The 16002-nt window shown below is 57.4% G+C and carries 19 protein-coding genes; 7 read left to right on the top strand and 12 right to left on the bottom strand.

Annotated features, from left to right (window positions below; all coding sequences use genetic code 11):
• The first annotated feature begins 9 nt into the window (after positions 1-9).
• Positions 10-666, top strand: a complete 657-nt coding sequence (locus Q0746_RS00480; RefSeq protein WP_298256130.1) for an SMI1/KNR4 family protein — start codon at positions 10-12, stop codon at positions 664-666.
• A gap of 55 nt (positions 667-721) precedes the next feature.
• Here the strand turns inward: Q0746_RS00480 and Q0746_RS00475 are convergent, their stop codons facing one another.
• From Q0746_RS00475 to Q0746_RS00465, 3 genes are read right to left on the bottom strand one after another with little or no spacing between them, the layout of a single operon-like run.
• Positions 722-2191 carry a carboxypeptidase M32 gene (locus tag Q0746_RS00475; protein ID WP_298256128.1) on the bottom strand — a complete coding sequence of 490 codons (1470 nt, stop codon included), beginning with the start codon at positions 2189-2191 and terminating at the stop codon, positions 722-724.
• A 5-nt stretch (positions 2192-2196) separates the two neighbouring features.
• Positions 2197-3333, bottom strand: coding sequence for a heme A synthase (gene ctaA, locus Q0746_RS00470; protein WP_298256126.1), 1137 nt, complete (start codon positions 3331-3333; stop codon positions 2197-2199).
• Positions 3334-3387: 54 nt separating this feature from the next.
• Entirely contained in the window at positions 3388-4161 is a 774-nt protein-coding gene (locus Q0746_RS00465; RefSeq protein WP_298256124.1) for an RNA methyltransferase, read from the bottom strand.
• 117 nt (positions 4162-4278) lie between these two features.
• Between Q0746_RS00465 and Q0746_RS00460 the strand changes: the two genes are divergently transcribed.
• A complete protein-coding gene (locus Q0746_RS00460; protein WP_298256123.1) occupies positions 4279-4920 on the top strand; it encodes a thiamine phosphate synthase in 642 nt (213 codons plus the stop codon).
• On the opposite strand, the gene Q0746_RS00455 is transcribed toward Q0746_RS00460, so the two are convergent.
• The 3 genes from Q0746_RS00455 to Q0746_RS00445 form a co-directional block, all read right to left on the bottom strand.
• Entirely contained in the window at positions 4880-5734 is an 855-nt protein-coding gene (locus tag Q0746_RS00455) for a lysophospholipid acyltransferase family protein (RefSeq protein WP_298256121.1), read from the bottom strand. The two genes, Q0746_RS00460 and Q0746_RS00455, sit on opposite strands and share 41 nt — an antisense overlap.
• Entirely contained in the window at positions 5731-6516 is a 786-nt protein-coding gene (locus Q0746_RS00450) for a GNAT family N-acyltransferase (protein WP_298256119.1), read from the bottom strand. The genes Q0746_RS00455 and Q0746_RS00450 overlap by 4 nt, the downstream gene beginning before the upstream one ends.
• A 69-nt stretch (positions 6517-6585) precedes the next feature.
• Complete coding sequence (locus Q0746_RS00445; RefSeq protein ID WP_298257995.1) at positions 6586-6768, bottom strand: DUF3553 domain-containing protein; 183 nt, start codon at positions 6766-6768, stop codon at positions 6586-6588.
• 1 nt (position 6769) lies between these two features.
• Between Q0746_RS00445 and Q0746_RS00440 the strand changes: the two genes are divergently transcribed.
• The gene (locus Q0746_RS00440) at positions 6770-7420 is read left to right on the top strand and encodes a histidine phosphotransferase family protein (protein WP_298256117.1); all 651 of its coding nucleotides are present in this window, start codon (positions 6770-6772) and stop codon (positions 7418-7420) included.
• Here Q0746_RS00440 and Q0746_RS00435 read toward each other — a convergent pair.
• The 3 genes from Q0746_RS00435 to Q0746_RS00425 are packed head-to-tail and all read right to left on the bottom strand — an operon-like array spanning position 7417 to position 9469.
• The gene (locus Q0746_RS00435; protein ID WP_298256116.1) at positions 7417-7944 is read right to left on the bottom strand and encodes a gamma carbonic anhydrase family protein; all 528 of its coding nucleotides are present in this window, start codon (positions 7942-7944) and stop codon (positions 7417-7419) included. The genes Q0746_RS00440 and Q0746_RS00435 overlap by 4 nt on opposite strands.
• On the bottom strand, positions 7941-8582 hold the full coding sequence (gmk, locus tag Q0746_RS00430; RefSeq protein ID WP_298256114.1) for a guanylate kinase: 642 nt from the start codon (positions 8580-8582) through the stop codon (positions 7941-7943). Before gmk ends, Q0746_RS00435 begins: the two co-directional genes overlap by 4 nt.
• 2 nt (positions 8583-8584) lie before the next feature.
• Positions 8585-9469, bottom strand: coding sequence for a YicC/YloC family endoribonuclease (locus Q0746_RS00425; protein WP_298256112.1), 885 nt, complete (start codon positions 9467-9469; stop codon positions 8585-8587).
• A gap of 190 nt (positions 9470-9659) precedes the next feature.
• Here Q0746_RS00425 and Q0746_RS00420 point away from each other — a divergent pair, with 190 nt between their 5' ends.
• Positions 9660-10367: a PAS domain-containing protein gene (locus Q0746_RS00420; protein WP_298256110.1), complete on the top strand. Its 708-nt coding sequence runs from the start codon at positions 9660-9662 to the stop codon at positions 10365-10367.
• A 51-nt stretch (positions 10368-10418) separates the two neighbouring features.
• On the opposite strand, the gene Q0746_RS00415 is transcribed toward Q0746_RS00420, so the two are convergent.
• Positions 10419-11789, bottom strand: coding sequence for a class II 3-deoxy-7-phosphoheptulonate synthase (locus Q0746_RS00415; RefSeq protein ID WP_298256108.1), 1371 nt, complete (start codon positions 11787-11789; stop codon positions 10419-10421).
• Between the two features lie 171 nt (positions 11790-11960).
• Between Q0746_RS00415 and Q0746_RS00410 the strand changes: the two genes are divergently transcribed.
• A complete protein-coding gene (locus Q0746_RS00410) occupies positions 11961-12971 on the top strand; it encodes a GlxA family transcriptional regulator (RefSeq protein WP_298256106.1) in 1011 nt (336 codons plus the stop codon).
• A 42-nt stretch (positions 12972-13013) separates the two neighbouring features.
• On the opposite strand, the gene Q0746_RS00405 is transcribed toward Q0746_RS00410, so the two are convergent.
• Positions 13014-13463, bottom strand: coding sequence for a DUF4399 domain-containing protein (locus tag Q0746_RS00405; protein ID WP_298256104.1), 450 nt, complete (start codon positions 13461-13463; stop codon positions 13014-13016).
• Between the two features lie 135 nt (positions 13464-13598).
• On the opposite strand from Q0746_RS00405, the gene Q0746_RS00400 reads away from it, so the two are divergent.
• Both Q0746_RS00400 and Q0746_RS00395 read left to right on the top strand, forming a co-directional pair.
• The gene (locus Q0746_RS00400; RefSeq protein ID WP_298256102.1) at positions 13599-14069 is read left to right on the top strand and encodes an RNA polymerase sigma factor; all 471 of its coding nucleotides are present in this window, start codon (positions 13599-13601) and stop codon (positions 14067-14069) included.
• Positions 14066-14797 (top strand): hypothetical protein, encoded by a 732-nt coding sequence (locus tag Q0746_RS00395; RefSeq protein WP_298256100.1) that lies wholly within the window; start codon positions 14066-14068, stop codon positions 14795-14797. The genes Q0746_RS00400 and Q0746_RS00395 overlap by 4 nt, the downstream gene beginning before the upstream one ends.
• On the opposite strand, the gene Q0746_RS00390 is transcribed toward Q0746_RS00395, so the two are convergent.
• Positions 14794-16002: a beta-ketoacyl-[acyl-carrier-protein] synthase family protein gene (locus Q0746_RS00390; protein ID WP_298256098.1), complete on the bottom strand. Its 1209-nt coding sequence runs from the start codon at positions 16000-16002 to the stop codon at positions 14794-14796. The two genes, Q0746_RS00395 and Q0746_RS00390, sit on opposite strands and share 4 nt — an antisense overlap.

The following is a 16002-nucleotide window of genomic DNA, read 5'->3' as shown; positions in this document are numbered from 1 at the left end:
GCGGTGGTCATGCTTTTGGCCATCGCAGCTATTTGGGGTTTAAGGCCCTCCGATCAGACCTCCGCATGGTCGCAATACACTGAAGCTGTATATAAGGCCTTCCCATCCCAAAAGGGCACATTGGCCAGAGGAGCTACAGATGCTCAAATCGACCGGCTGCAGGCGGTAATCCCCCACCAGCTCCCACCTGAGCTCATTGCCGCATTAAAGTTAAACAATGGAGGTGCGGGGCGTCACGGCGACAATACTATTTTCTTTGGCTCACAAATGCTCGGCGTTGATGGAATCATTCGCGACTATCAGAATTGGGTCCTCATCTCGCGCGAAGACCCACAAGACTATGCCGATGCCTATACATCTGCACCACATGACACGATTAAACCGATGTATGCCAATAGCGCTTGGGTCCCTTTTGGCGCCGATGGCGCGGGCAACAACATTGGCATCGACTTTGATCCGGGACCGAATGGCAGGTCTGGCCAAATCATCTCCTTTGGAGCGGACGAAATCGAGAAGTTGAAAATCGCTGACAGTTACCCAGAGTTCTTGACCTTAATGCAGAGCCTGCTCACTCACCCGAATACGCACGCCTCTGAAACGCGCGGATTTTCCCTTTCAGACACCTACATCGTCGACGCCTTAAAGGAACTCCAGCCCCGCAAGTAAACTTGGCGATGCCTTCAACATCATTGCTTCAAAAATACCTCCCCCGGAGGGTCCGTCAGACGCCGTAAAGTGATCCGAATTTTTGGTCCAAATACGCCAGCAACGGCTCCTCAGACGGGGCAAATCCGCAGGCATGGATGATTGTGTCGCGCGGCGTGCGCAGCCCCCCGAACTGTTGCAGGTTGTCGCGCAACCATGTGGTGGCCGCAGCCGTATCCCCGCGCGCCAGATCGCTCTCCAATGCCGGAACAGCCTCACGCAGCGATTGATACAAGCACCCCGCGTAGACATTCCCCAATGAATAGGTCGGGAAGTAGCCGAACAGGCCAAATGACCAATGCACATCTTGCAAAACGCCATTGGAGGGCTTGTCGACCGCCACCCCGAAATCCGCTTCGAACCGCGCATTCCACGCGTCTTCCAAATCGGCCACTTCCAACTCACCGGAAATCAACTGACGTTCTAGATCAAACCGCAGCATGACATGCAGGTTGTAGTGCACTTCATCCGCCTCTGTCCGTATGAAGCCAGAGCCCACACGGTTCACGACCCCGTAAAAGGCGTCCTCATCCGCCACGCCGAAGTCGCCAAACTGATCGCGCATCTGGCCATACAGCCAGCCGGTGAAGGCCCGAGAGCGACCAAGTTGGTTCTCATAAATCCGCGACTGGCTTTCATGCACCCCCATTGACACGCCCGCGCCAAGTGGCGTTAGCGCGTAATCCGCGCGCACGCCCTGCTCGTAGCAGGCATGGCCGACCTCATGGATGGTGGAATAGAAGCAGTTGAACGGATCGCGCGGGCTGGTGCGTGTGGTGATCCGCACATCGGTGCCAGAGCCGCTGGAGAACGGGTGAACCGCCTTATCGATGCGGCCCCGCGTCAGGTCATATCCGAAGGTTTCCGCCAGTTTTGCGGTCAGGGCCATTTGCCCAGCCTCATCAAACTCGCGATCCAGCCTAGCGGGTGCATCTGCGGCTAGAACACGGGCGCGCAGATCAACAAGACGCGGGCGCATGCGGTCGAACAGGCCCTGCAACTCGGCTCCGGCCATCCCCGGCTCGTAGTCGTTCAACAGCGCATCATACAGATCCCCCCCTGATGCAAGGCAGGCAGCTTCTTCGCGCTTCAGGTCAATCATTTTGGTCAAGGTCGGCGCGAAACTGGCAAAATCATCCTCGGCGCGGGCTTTGGCCCAGATACCCTGCCCTGCGGAAGTATGTCGCGCCATGTCCGTCGCCAGCTTCTCCGGCACCTTGGTGTTGCGCTCATAGGACCGCGTCAACTCGCGCAGGATCGCGGCCCCCTTCTCGTCCGGCGCTTCCGCCTTTGCCAGCCAATCCCCAATGCGCCCGTCCGTGCGGCGCGCATGCAAAACGGCCTCAAGCGCCGCCATCTCCTCAGAGCGCAGCTCAGCCGCCCCCTCAGGCATCACCGTTTCTTGGTCCCACCCCGTGCGCCCCGCCACCGAGGCCAAAGCTTGCGTGGTGCGATCATAAGCCATCAGGTCTTCATATGCTGACATAGGGTTCAGGTCCTTACAGATTGTGCAGGTGGGTAAATGCTGATGAAACGAGCGCGCAGGATCAGGCAGATCAAAATGACCGCCCCCAATTGGTGAATGATCGCCAGATGCCAAGGGGCCGCGTAAAGCACCGTGCCGATCCCCAGCACCATTTGGCCGAACATCATCACGGCAACCCAATCAAAGGCCTGCTTCACCGCACGGTTCGCCGCCCCGCGAGAGCGCCACCAGACGAACATCCCAAGGGCAAACAAGGCATAGCCCAAGATGCGGTGGTTGAATTGCACCAAGGCTTCGCTCTCGAAAAAGTTGCGCCAAGCGGGGCTGTATTCGAAGGCCAATGCAGGAAAGAACTCCCCCGCCATCAGTGGCCAGTCGGTATATGTGCGCCCCGCGTCAATGCCTGCGACCAATGCCCCGACAATGATTTGTAGGTAGGCCACTGGAATCAGAATGCTTGTTAAAGTGGTCAGGGACGGAACGCCCAAACGGCGCGCCTGCAGCAAATCCGCCTCGCTGCGGGCCAATGTGAACACATACCAAGCCAGAAGCCCCAAAATCACAAAGGCCAAGCCAAGATGAATCGCAAGGCGGTAGGAGGCCACATCCAGCATCTCGCCCGTGAGCCCAGAGGACACCATCCACCAGCCAATCGCACCTTGCAGCCCGCCCAATGCGCCGACGGCAAGCAGGCGTCCGGTCCAGCCTGTAGGGATTTGTTTGCGGATCATGAACCACAAGAATCCAACAGCCCACACCAACCCGATCACGCGGCCCAACTGACGGTGCCCCCATTCCCACCAGTAGATATTCTTGAACTCAGACAGGCTCATGCCTTTGTTTTGCAACTGGTATTCGGGAATTTCGCGATATTTATCTAGCTCCGCCTCCCAAGCGGCCTCGGACATGGGCGGCAAGGCCCCTGTTACGGGCTTCCACTCGGTTATCGACAAGCCGCTGTCGGTCAGGCGGGTCAATCCACCAACGACAATCATCACCACAACCATCGCGAAAAGCACCATCAGCCACGCACGTACCCCGCGCCGGTTGCCTCGGTTGGCGGCGCGGTCAATTGCACCGGGTTGGGCGGTAGGTTTCTCGGCCGTTTCGACCTCTTCAAAGATGCTGCGTTTGCCTGCCATGTCGTGCCTCATATGTTCGCCTGCAACCTAAGGCGCGCGCGGCACCACGACAAGTCAATCGCCACGTTCTTTCCAACGCACAAATTGCCGCAACATGCCGTGGAATGTCTGGATGTCGGCCTGCGTCATCGGCAAGCGCGACAACATGTTGCGCAAGTTCAGGCGCATCGAATCCGCCTTGTGATCAGGATAGAAGAATTTCGCCGTGTCCAAGCGCTGCACAAAATGCTCATACAGTTTCTCGACCTCAACTTGGGTGGCAAATTCAGTGCCGGCCATTTCCACGACTTCGGGTGCGTCCTCGCCTGTTTGGCGGCGCCATTCATAGGCCACGAGCAACACGCATTGCGCCAGATTCAGTGACGCGAAGCCGGGGTTCACTGGCACGGAGATCAGCGCGTTGGCTTGCGCGATGTCGACATTTTCCAACCCTGCGCGTTCTGGCCCGAACATGATGCCAACCTGTTTGCCCGAGGCGATCATCGCACGGGTGTGCGCCATCGCGCGCTCTGGGGTCATCACCGGTTTGGTCAGGTCGCGGGACCGTGCGGTGGTGGCAAAGACGTAGTCCATATCGCCCAAGGCGTCGGCGGTGTTCTCGAAGACACGCACGTGATCCAACACCCGCGACGCACCGGACGCCGTGGCCTCAGCAGCCGGATTGGGCCAGCCGTCACGCGGTGTGACAAGGCGCATACGTTGCAATTCGAAATTCCACATCGCACGCGCGGCGGAGCCGATGTTCTCGCCCATTTGCGGGGCAATCAGCACAACCGTAGGTTGTGGGCCGCCCCATGGGGCTTGGGATTGGTGATCTGTGCCGGACATATGGCCTCTATCCTTTAGGGTGATGCAGGGTTTAGGCGCGCAAGCCGCCCCCCGCAACACCCTTGTGAGCGCCCGCCGCCCCCGCTATGACACCCCAAACCTAATGCGGAGACCGACATGGCCCAGACCGACACCGCCCAAGAGGGCCCAGAGACCCCACAAGTCTACCTGATCACCCCACCAGAGTTCGAGTTGTCGACCTACCCTGCTCAACTGGCGCGGGTATTGGATGACGTGGAAGTCGCTTGTATCCGGCTCAGCCTTGCAACCAAGGACGAGGACAAGATTTCGCGCGCGGCGGATCTGATCCGCGAAGAAGCCCATGCACGCGACATTCCTTTGGTCATCGACAGCCACTTCTTGCTGGTTGAAAAGCTGGGCCTTGACGGGGTGCATCTGCTCGATGGCGCGCGGTCCGTGCGGTATGTGCGCAAGGAAATTGGTCCGGATGCCGTCATCGGCGCCTTTTGTGGCCCGTCGCGCCATGACGGGATGAGCGCCGGCGAAAATGGCGCAGACTATGTCGCCTTGGGCCCTGTGGGTGAAACCACCTTAGGGGATGGCCAAATGGCCGAGACCGAGGCGTTTGAATGGTGGTCACAAATGATCGAGCTGCCGATCGTGGCCGAAGGCGCGGTCTCGGTTGAAGCGATTGCGCGCCTTGCCCCTTTCACCGACTTCTTCGCCATTGGCGAGGAAATCTGGGGGACCGATGACCCTAGTGCTGCTTTGAAAGCAGTGTTAGCGCCGCTGGGCTAAGCTTCAAACCCGAACGAATGACGGTTTCGCAGGTCGCCGCAAGGTCTTTACGATTTGCGAAATCGGACACTTTGAGCGGGCTGTGATATGTCACCGTTACCTGACCTTGTCGGGGCACGGATAGTATCTGCAACAGATGTGGCGCAAACTCCATATCCCCCCACCAGCCGTAAAGCCTCGGATCGGCGTCCTTGGGCGCATCATATGAAACGCTCACCGGTTGAACATGCAGCTTCTCCCTCATTTTGGGCGTGAAGAACGCCGCGAAAAGCGTTGACTTAAAAGGCAAAATCCGAAGTCCGTCTGAGCTGGTACCCTCGGGGAAAAACAACAGCTTATGGCCTGACAACAGCCGCTCCTCGAACACCTGCTTTTGGGCACGGGCTTGCGTGGGGTCCCGTTCGATAAAGACCGTGCCCGTTGCCCGAGCAAGCCACCCGATGCCAGGCCAATTCGCGACTTCCGATTTGGAAACGAAATACACCCGCTTACGCGCGTTCAAAGAAAAGATATCCAGCCAGCTGCTATGATTGGCGACCACCGCGCCTTGCTCCTTCATCGGCGTGCCAATGGCGCGGAACCGCAGTCCCATCACTACAAATGCAGCGCGGCACACAAACCGCGTGATATGAGGCGTCCACGGGCGATGTTGACCATGAACCGGCTTCTCAAGCACGCGCACCAGCAGCAGGGAAACCAGTCCACCGAAGACCAAAATCGCCAGTGGCACGCCCCGAAGGACCACACGCCCCCAAGCTGCCGCCCCCATTGGTGCGGGCTTGGGTTGGTCGTTGCTGTTCCAAGTTGTGCTCATGGCAGCTCTGGAGACGCCATGCGGCGGCGCGCATAGATGTCACGGTGCTTTTGCGACAAGACCGCAGTGTCCATCACAAGACACACATCTATAGTGTTGAATTCATTGTCAATAAACGCACCATCCCCGACGGTTCCGCCCAAACGCAAATAAGCCTTTATCAGCGCAGGTGTGTCTTTCATCGCCTGAATACGGTCGATTTCTTCGGGATCAATCAGCGCCATTTCTTGATAGCGCAAAGCCTTTGGGCGCAACTCAGCGGGGGCCAGATGACATTGGTGCAGATAGGACAATGACTGCGCAACGGCTTGCACATCCGTTCCGTGAAAAGACGCCACGCCGAACAACACCTCGATCCTGTGGGCCCCAATATAGTCCGACAATCCTTGCCAAAGGTGAAACATCCCCGCGCCGCCGCGGTAATCCGGATGCAAGCAAGATCGCCCAAGCTCTAGCAAGCGGCGGCCGCTGGCCTTGAGCGGGGAGAGGTCATATTCCGCCTCGCTATAGTAGCGAGCGGATTCGGGGAGCGCGTCGCTGCGTTGCAGGCGGTAAACCCCCACGACCTGCCCCTGTTCTGGCGGTCGGTTGTGATCCAGCAATATCAGATGATCAAACATCGCGTCGAATGCGTCTTGCTCCAGCTGCGCGTCGTGATCCACACCTTGACCTGTGCCACCAAGCTCTTCGACAAACACCTTGTAGCGCAGGTGCTGTGACGCCTGAAGCTCTGCCTCATTTTTGGCAAGACGTGTCTCGAATTTTGGAGCGATTTTGGTCATGGGCCACTATCTTCTGGTCGCATTCAGACTGCAAATAACGTTCACGCCGAGACATAGCAATGCGGCGGGTTATCCGTGATCTGACGGGAAATGCTGGACCAGTGCAATTTTGGCACTTTCCAAAGTCATTTTTCCCATATCCTCAAAGTTAACCGTTAATTTACCGTTTATGTTAGATTGAACTTGTCCAAGGCCCCATTCGGGCGCGGCCGGATTACGCACAAGCATTCCGGGTTCCAATAAGGAGTTCATATTGTCCGACAAAGCCCACTCCATCGCTGTTGATTCTGAACCGCAGCAAGATCCTCTAAAAGACACCGCTTCATTGCTGGCCTCTCGAATTTGCCACGACTTGATTAGCCCCATCGGCGCAATCAGCAACGGATTAGAATTGCTGGTCATGTCCGGCCTAAAGCCTTCGCCAGAGCTTAGCCTAATTGAGGAAAGCATCGCAAACGCCAATGCGCGGGTGCGGCTGTTCCGTTTGGCCTTTGGCTCGGCGGCGGCCGGTCAACGAATGGCGCGCGGGGATATCGTCTCCTTGGTCGGGGACGGGTTTAGCAATGGCCGCATTCAGGTCAGTTGGGAGCCCTCCTCCGATTTGAGCCGGATTGAAGCCAAAATCGCGTTACTGGCGATCCTGTGCCTAGAGATCACCCTGCCAGCCGGCGGAAAGATTGTGGTGCGTTGCGATCGTGGCCAATGGCAAATGCAGGCATATGGCAGCAAGATCAGATTTGATGCGAACCCGTGGGATATTCTGAGCAGCAACCGGATTGACGCCAGTGAACTTGAGCCGGCGCATATTCAGTTCGCCCTTTTGCGAGATGCATTGGCGAAAAACGGCAAAGCGGCACAAGCGGGTCATTCAGACAGCGCAGCCTCCCTGCGCTACGACGTCTAGACGGCGCGCAGCCCTGCTTTAAAGCGGCGCATATTGGCTTGATACCCCAATGCGGAGTTAACCAACCCTTGCTGCGCCTGCGCATCCAATTCGCGCATGATCTTGCCCGGCGCGCCCATCACGAGGCTGCCATCTGGAATCACCTTGCCTTCGGTAATCAATGCCCCTGCCCCGATCAGGCATCCTTTGCCGATGATCGCGCCATTGAGCACCGTCGCCCCCATCCCGATCAAAGACCCTTCGCCGATGACGCAGCCATGTAGCATGGCCTTATGGCCGATCGTGCAATTCGCCCCGATGGTCAAAGGGAACCCGATATCAGTGTGCAACACGCAGTTTTCCTGAATGTTGGAGCCTCGTCCGACCGTGATCCGCTCGTTATCGCCGCGCAGGGTCGACCCGAACCAGACCGATGCCGCATCTTCGATCAAGATGTCCCCAACCAAATTCGCATCAGGTGCGATCCAGAAGTCATCTCCTTCGGGCAGCTGCGGCGTCACACCGTCAAGGGCATAGAGGGTCATTGGCGCGCCTCATATTGGTCGTTCAGCTCACGCACCAAGGTCATCAACCCGGGCTGGCGGGACCGCTTCAACCGCTCGGCGGTCAAGATGGCACGCAGCTCTTGCTCGGCGACATCGATGTCATGGTTGATCAGGCAATAGTCATACTCGGCCCAATGGCTGATTTCATCGCGGCTTTTCTTCATTCGTGCAGAGATCACCTCATCGCTGTCTTGCGCACGCGAGCGCAGGCGCTTTTCCAACTCAATAATTGACGGTGGCAGGATGAAAATCGACACCACATCCTCAGCCAACCCAGAGTTTCGAACCTGCTGCCCGCCTTGCCAGTCAATGTCGAAAATTACGTCGCGCCCTGCACTGATTGCGTCCTCCACCGGCCCCTTGGGCGAGCCATAAAGGTTGTCGAACACTTCTGCATGCTCCAACATTTCGTCCTCGGCGACCATCTGGCGAAATTCCTCGTGGCTGCGGAAGTAATATTCGCGGCCATCCTGCTCGCCTTCACGCGGGGCCCGCGTGGTTGCGGAAACGGAAAAAGACAGCGTATCGTCCCATTTCATCAGCCGCCCGGCCAAGGTCGATTTCCCTGCGCCCGATGGGGACGACAAAATGATCAATATACCGCGACGGTCGGTCATAGTTACTCCACGTTTTGAACTTGCTCACGCATCTGGTCGATCACGGCTTTGAGGTCAAGACCAACCCGCGTCAGGTCAGCTGCGCCCGCCTTGGAGCACAGCGTATTTGCCTCACGGTTGAATTCCTGCATCAAGAAATCAAGCTTCCGCCCAACCGGCCCTTGGGCCTCTAACAGCACTTCGGTTGCGACCACATGGGCGGTTAGCCGGTCTATCTCTTCCGACACATCGGCCTTCACAGCCAGCAACGCCAGTTCTTGTGCAACACGGTCTGCGTCCGCGCCGTCCACATTGTCCATGACCCGTGCAAGATTGGCTTTTAGCTGGCTCGCCACCTGATCTTTGCGCGCCTCTGCCAGTTTGGCGGCCTCCGCCGTTAAGGTCGCGATCTTGGCCAAGTGGTCCCGCAGCACCAAGTTAAGTGCTGCACCTTCGAAATCGCGCATCTCGCCAAAGCTGGCAATAGCGGCGTCAAAGCTGGCCATGATGTCCGCTTCTGGCAGCGAGACCTCTTCGGCATCGCTGCGCATCACGCCGCGCAATGCCAGATAATCCGGTGCTGTGGCCTCTGCCAAGCGCAGGCCTTTGTTCTTGGCGATGGTGCGGACCCGAATGGCACTCAGGATATAGGCCTCTAGCACATCCTCATCCAATTGCATCGCTGCCGCCGCACTCTCCCCTTCCAAACGCAAGGTCACGCTGATGTTGCCGCGCGAAAACGCCTTGCTGATCTTGGCGCGTATGGCCTGTTCATGCGGCATCAAACGCTCTGGCAGGCGCAAACGGATATCGAGCCCTTTGGCATTAACGCCGCGCATCTCTAGCGCCCAAGAACAGGTTTCAGCATGGCCCGTTTCCGAGGCGAAGGCAGTCATGGATCTGATCATAGTAGATTAACCTATTAACACTTTAGAAACCCACTTAGGGCAACTTCCATGCCATATTAAGACAACAGTAAGTATTCACGGTTTCACACCGCACATTCCCGCCCGACGTCTTTTGACACTGGGCAATTGATTAGACAATGGCAGTAAATGGTCGGGGGGCCAAGCTGTCTACCACATATGGGGTACACAGATGACACATCCTACGGGCGCCAATGCGCCAAGCGCCGAAATCGTTTCCCTTTGGAAGCACCAGTCCAAACGCGACACCTCCGCGCTGAGCGAAGTTCGCAGCTATTGGGAGAGTTTGCGTTCCGGCCGCATGGTCCCACTGCGCTCGGAGGTCGATCCGCGCGAGATATCAAGCGCTTTGGAGTATGGCTTTGTTCTGGAACGTCTCAGCCCCGGTGCGGTTCGTTTCCGCTTGGCGGGGATGCATTTGAGTGACCTGATGGGGATGGAAGTTCGCGGGATGCCACTGCGTTCTTTTATTGCGCCCGATGACCGCGCCCGTTTTTCGGCCATGCTTGACCGTGTTTTCACACAGCCCGAAATTCACGAGTATATTCTGGGGTCTGACAATCCGAGTGGCGGGCAAATTCGAGCGCGGTTATTGGTTCTGCCGCTCAAAAGTGACAGCGGCGAGGTAAACCGTGCAATTGGTTGCCTTGTGTCCGAAGGCACCGTTGGCTTGTCCCTGCGGCGGTTTCACCTGAAAGAAACGCGCGTGACAAGCTTGAGCAACGGGGAACAAACCCGCGAGATCGCAGAGCAACTGCCACCCGCCGCCGCACAAGAGCCACGCCCACAACTCGCCGGATTTGCCGAGTTGCAGGAGCGTTTCAACCCTGAAAGCCGCCCTGCGTTGCGTTTGGTTGTAACGGATACTCCGGCAGATTAATCAAAAAAGCCGGACCCTGAGGCCCGGCTTTTCAAGAGATTAAACCTTGGTTTAAACAGCAGCGCGCTTCTTTTCATTGCGGCGCGCTGACAATTCTTCCGACACCAAGAACGCCAGCTCCAAAGATTGAGACGCGTTCAGGCGTGGATCGCAAGCTGTGTGGTACCTATCCGACAGGTCCTCGTCTGTGACTGCACGGACACCGCCGGTGCATTCGGTCACATCCTGGCCGGTCATCTCGAAATGCACGCCACCTGGAATAGTGTCCTCGGCGGAATGGATTTCGAAGAACTCCCGAACTTCGCGCAGCACCGATTCAAACGGTCGTGTTTTGTAGCCCGACGACGATTTGATCGTGTTGCCATGCATCGGATCACAGGTCCAAACAACATTGGCCCCTTCTTCCTTCACAGTTTTGATCAGGCGTGGCAGGTGTTCCCCCACATTGCCCGCACCAAAGCGCGCGATCAGGGTCAAGCGGCCCGCTTCGTTCTCCGGATTCAGCTTGTTCATCAGAACCTTCAGGTCTTCCGGTGTCGTGGTCGGCCCACATTTCAAGCCGATCGGGTTCTGCACTCCGCGTGCGAACTCTACGTGGGCGCCGTCAGGTTGACGTGTCCGGTCGCCAATCCAGATCATATGACCCGATCCGGCCACCGGCAGACCCGATGTGCTGTCGATCCGGCAAAGCGCCTCTTCATACTCTAGCAGCAGCGATTCATGCGACACGTAGAAATCAACGGATTGCAATGTATGCGCAGTTTCCTGTGTGACCCCAGCGGCACTCATGAAGTCTAGCGCATCAGAAATGTTATTTGCCAACTCGCGGTATTGCGCGGCTTTCTCGCCTTCGGTGAAGCCCAAGGTCCAAGAGTGCACCTGATGGACATCGGCATAGCCGCCCGTAGAGAACGCGCGCAGCAAGTTCAGCGAGGCCGCCGACTGCGTGTAGGCCTGCAACATCTTGTTGGGGTTGGGAATGCGGGCCTCGGGGGTGAAGTCCAGCTCGTTGATGATGTCGCCGCGGTAGCTTGGAAGCTCCACGCCATCTTTGACCTCGGTCGGTGCCGACCGTGGCTTGGCGAATTGGCCCGCCATGCGGCCAACCTTCACTACCGGCACTTTCGCGCCATAGGTCAAAACCATCGCCATTTGCAGCATCACTTTGAACGTGTCGCGAATGCCATCTGCGGAAAATTCAGAAAAACTTTCGGCGCAGTCACCACCTTGAAGCAAGAAGCCCTCGCCGCGTGATACGGCTGCCAAAGAAGACTTCAGCTTGCGCACTTCGCCGGCAAAAACCAATGGTGGATACTTTGAAAGTTGGCCTTCGACTGCCGCTAGGGCGTCTGCGTCCAAATAGTCGGGCATCTGCACGCGTGGTTTGTTGCGCCAGTCCGACTTCTTCCAAGTCTGTGCCATTGTCTCATACTCCATATATGATAGCGATATCACTGTTAGACCCTGTGGATACCTTACACTCAAGGGCTTGCCAATGTCGAAAACTCAGCTAAGGCTTGAGTTTAGGTTTGCTCCCACCGAGCAGGTTCTATCCTTCACTCAATTGGCCATTCGGATTGGGAGGTCCACTGCTTGTCACACATCGCACCCACGCATTCGGCCAAAACGTCAGACCCAAAGTCGCGTCGCTATGTCTTTGTTTTAATGGACAACTTCACCATGCTGAGTTTCGCTGGTGCCGTTGATGCGTTGCGCATTGCCAATCGCATGGTGCCGAACAGCTATGAGTGGGTGCTGGCGGGCGAAGGCGGTCAGGAAGTCACATGTTCATCCGGAATCAGCTACAAGTTGGACATGGACCTTGTGGAAGTGCTGCGCGATGACACGGTCGTGCTTTGCGGTGGCACATTTGTTCAGGAAGCCACGACAAAGAAATTGCTAAGCTGGATACGTCGCGAAGCGCGGCGCGGAATCACAATCGCGGCACTTTGCACCGCAACCTACGCCGTCGCGCGTGCGGGTTTGCTTGATGGAAAACGCGCCACGATCCATTGGGAAAACCAAGACAGCTTCCAAGAAGAGTTCGAAGACGTCGAGCTGACCAAATCTGTCTTTGTGGTCGATGGCAACCGCATGACCACCGCCGGTGGTACGTCCTCCATTGACTTGATGCTCAAAATTATTGCTACAGATTTGGGCGAAGACGTCGCCAATATGGTGGCAGATCAGCAGATATATTCGTCCATCCGCACCGACCAAGATCAGCAACGGCTTTCGATCCCGACACGTATCGGCGTGCGCCATCCCAAGCTGAGCCGCGTCATCCAGATTATGGAAGCCAATGTTGAGGAACCGATTAGCCCTTCCCTGCTGGCCAAGGATGTCGGCATGTCCACGCGCCAGCTGGAGCGGTTGTTTCGCCGCTACCTGAACCGTTCGCCCAAGCGGTATTACATGGAAATTCGCCTGCAAAAGGCGCGCAACCTGCTGATGCAAACAGACATGAGCGTTATCAACGTAGCCCTTGCTTGCGGCTTTGCGTCACCATCGCATTTCTCGAAGTGCTATCGTGCGCATTACAACACGACGCCCTACCGCGAGCGCGGATCACAGGCGGCGCGCGTACCTGAGGCGGGAAGCTAATCCCCTCCCCAAGCCTTGCGCATTTGAGCATTTCGTCGCGTTTTACTCGATGACCGTGATCGTGATCACATCTGTCTCGATGCTTGGCTCGAAGGGGACATGGTTCAGGTCACCGAATACCAACTGTAAAGTATGTGTACCTGGTGCCAGATCCAGTGTCGTTTCGGTTTGGCCGCCACCATAGTGGATCAGGTTTTCGGACCCCACGAGGCCATAGTCATATTCCTCCATGCCATCTTCCCCCTTCCCCAGTGCCGCGCGATCAAGCAGCAAGTGGTGGTGGCCGGTGCCTTCTTTTTCGGTGCCCGCTGGGGCCACGCCCATTCCGGCAATACCAAAGCGAACGGTCACGGGGGATGTAACGCTGTCCCCATCCGCAAGATTGATGAAATATGTATGCGCCCCTTCTACGGATGCAGTGTCGCCGGCGAAGGCCGACCCACTCACGATTGCGGCACCAAAGGCTATGGCGGCTAGAAAATTTTGCTTCATGTAGGATACTCCCTTTGAAATTGATCTGGGCATCCGTCTTGGACCCAGCAGTGAAGTAACCCTCGGGAGCCTGAGTTTATTCGCCTCTTTTCTAAAAAAACGTCTCAAGACGAGATACGCGAGGGGCTGCCAAAGGTGTTGCCCCGCCTGTGGCGCTACTGTGTGACGCTTACGGGCAACCGAGACGTGGCACATGATCTGACGCAAACCACCTGTTTGCGCGCCTTGGAAAAGTCCGACCAATTTGAGCAAGGCACATATTTGGACCGCTGGGTGTTTCGAATTGCCCAACGTATTTGGCTCAATGACCTTCGGTCCCAAACAGTCAGACGTGGCGGTGGGTTGGTGCCCATCGATGACGCAGACCTTCATTCAGCAGATTTGCCCTCGGAGACGAATATTTTCGTAAGTCAGGTGTTATTCCAAGTAAGAGCCCTGCCCGAAGCCCAAAGAAGCGCCGTGATGCTTGTCTATGTTGAGGGGTTTAGCTACCGCGAGGCCGCAGATATACTTGAGATACCGATTGGCACAGTGATGAGCCGCCTTGCCGCCGCCCGAAAGACGCTAAAGATCAAACTGCCCTGCGCAGAAAGCCAAACCGCATGAGTAACGACCGCACCTTTAGCGACGAGGACCTCACCGCCTTCCTTGACGGGGAGTTGACCGACGCCGACACCGCGGCAATCGCCGAGGCCATAGAGCGCGATGCCGCCTTGGCCCTGCGGCTAGAGGCATTGGATGCGCCAGTCTCTGAGTTACGCCCAGCATTTGATCAATTGCTAGACGATATGCCCGACACGCTGGCTGTGCCATCCGCCACGCCCCCAACAGCGCGACGCTGGCCCACTGCAATCGCTGCGGCCTTCGTTTTGGCAGCGGGTATGGGGCTTGGCGCCTACGTGACAAAGCCTGCACCTGTGACGCGTGGGTGGCACGACTATGTTGCCGCCTACCAAGCCCTCTATGTTCAAGACACTTTGGCTGTGGTGGAGCAGACAGAGGCCGAGACCCAAGCCCAGTTGATGCGCGTGGCCTCCACCTTGGGGCGCGACTTGAACGGTGCGACAGCGGTGCCCGGCCTAGATTACAAGCGCGCGCAACTGTTGGGATTTAACGGTAAGGCATTGGTTCAAATGGCTTACCTAAGCGAGACAGGCGCGCCGATGGCCCTTTGCATCATCCGGTCTGCGACCTCGAACGCATTGACCCAGATGCAACTGGAGGGCATGGAGGCCGCGAGCTGGTCCGACGGGGAATACGCCTATCTTCTCATTGGTGGCGATGACGCGGCCAAGACCCAGATCGCCGCCAGCTACCTGCAAGCCAACCTTTAAGCCCGCCGAAGCGCCAGCACCGCGTTCATCCCGCCAAAGGCGAATGCGTTGGAAATGGCCACCTCGACATCCGCGTCGCGGGCCGTGTTGGGAACAATGTCCAGCGCGCATTCAGGATCGGGCTCTTCATAGCCGATCGTCGGGGCCACGACCCCGTCGCGCAGCGCCATGATGCAGGCCAAGAGCTCAATCGCCCCTGTTCCGCCAATCACATGGCCATGCATGGATTTCGTCGAGGACATCATGAGCTTATCCGCATGTGCCCCAAACACGTCTGCCACCGCCGCGCATTCGGTTTTGTCGTTTGCCGCCGTGCCCGTGCCATGGGCGTTGATGTAGCCCACATCAGAGGGGTTCAGCTTTGCATCCTTCAAAGCGCCGGAAATTGCGCGCGCCGCCCCCTGTTTGGACGGCATGACGATATCCGCGGCATCCGATGACATGGCGAAGCCGATGACTTCAGCCAGAATAGTCGCCCCCCGCGCTTTGGCGTGCTCATATTCCTCAAAGACGAAAATCGCCGCGCCCTCGCCTTGTACCATCCCGTTGCGGTTGGCCGAGAACGGGCGGCAGGCGTCTTTGGACATCACGCGCAGCCCTTCCCACGCCTTCACCCCGCCAAAACACAACATGGATTCGGACCCGCCGGTCACCATCGCTTTGGTCATGCCAGACCGAATGAACTGGAACGCTTGTCCCATAGCGTGGTTGGAGGACGCGCATGCGGTGGCGACAGTGAAGGACGGCCCCTTAAGGTTGTATTCCATCGACAAATGCGCCGCGGCCGCGTTGTTCATCAACTTGGGCACAACGAAGGGATGGACGCGGTTCTTGCCCTCTTCATAGACCGTACGGTAGTTTTCATCTTGGGTGTTCATGCCCCCGCCCGCAGTGCCCAACACCACCCCTGCTTGCGCCGCCAGTTCGCCCGAAAACGTCAGGCCGGATTGCGAAATCGCCTCGCGACCGGCAATCAGGGAAAACTGCGTATAGCGATCATAGAGCGAGATCTGCTGCCGGTTAAACTCCGCGTTCGGGTCGTAGTTTTTAACCTGCCCGCCGATTTTGATCGACAGGCGGTCCACGTCGCGAATATCCAGATCGCCAATGCCACAACGCCCCGCTTGAAATGCGTCCAACGTTTGGGCGGTATTCACGCCGAGGGCGTTAATTGTGCCTTGCCCCGTGATGACGACTCTATGCAT

This window comes from uncultured Litoreibacter sp. (genome assembly GCF_947487515.1).
Classification (GTDB): domain Bacteria; phylum Pseudomonadota; class Alphaproteobacteria; order Rhodobacterales; family Rhodobacteraceae; genus Litoreibacter.
Note: the sequence above shows the minus strand (reverse complement) of the source record. Positions and strands in the feature narration are given on the sequence as shown.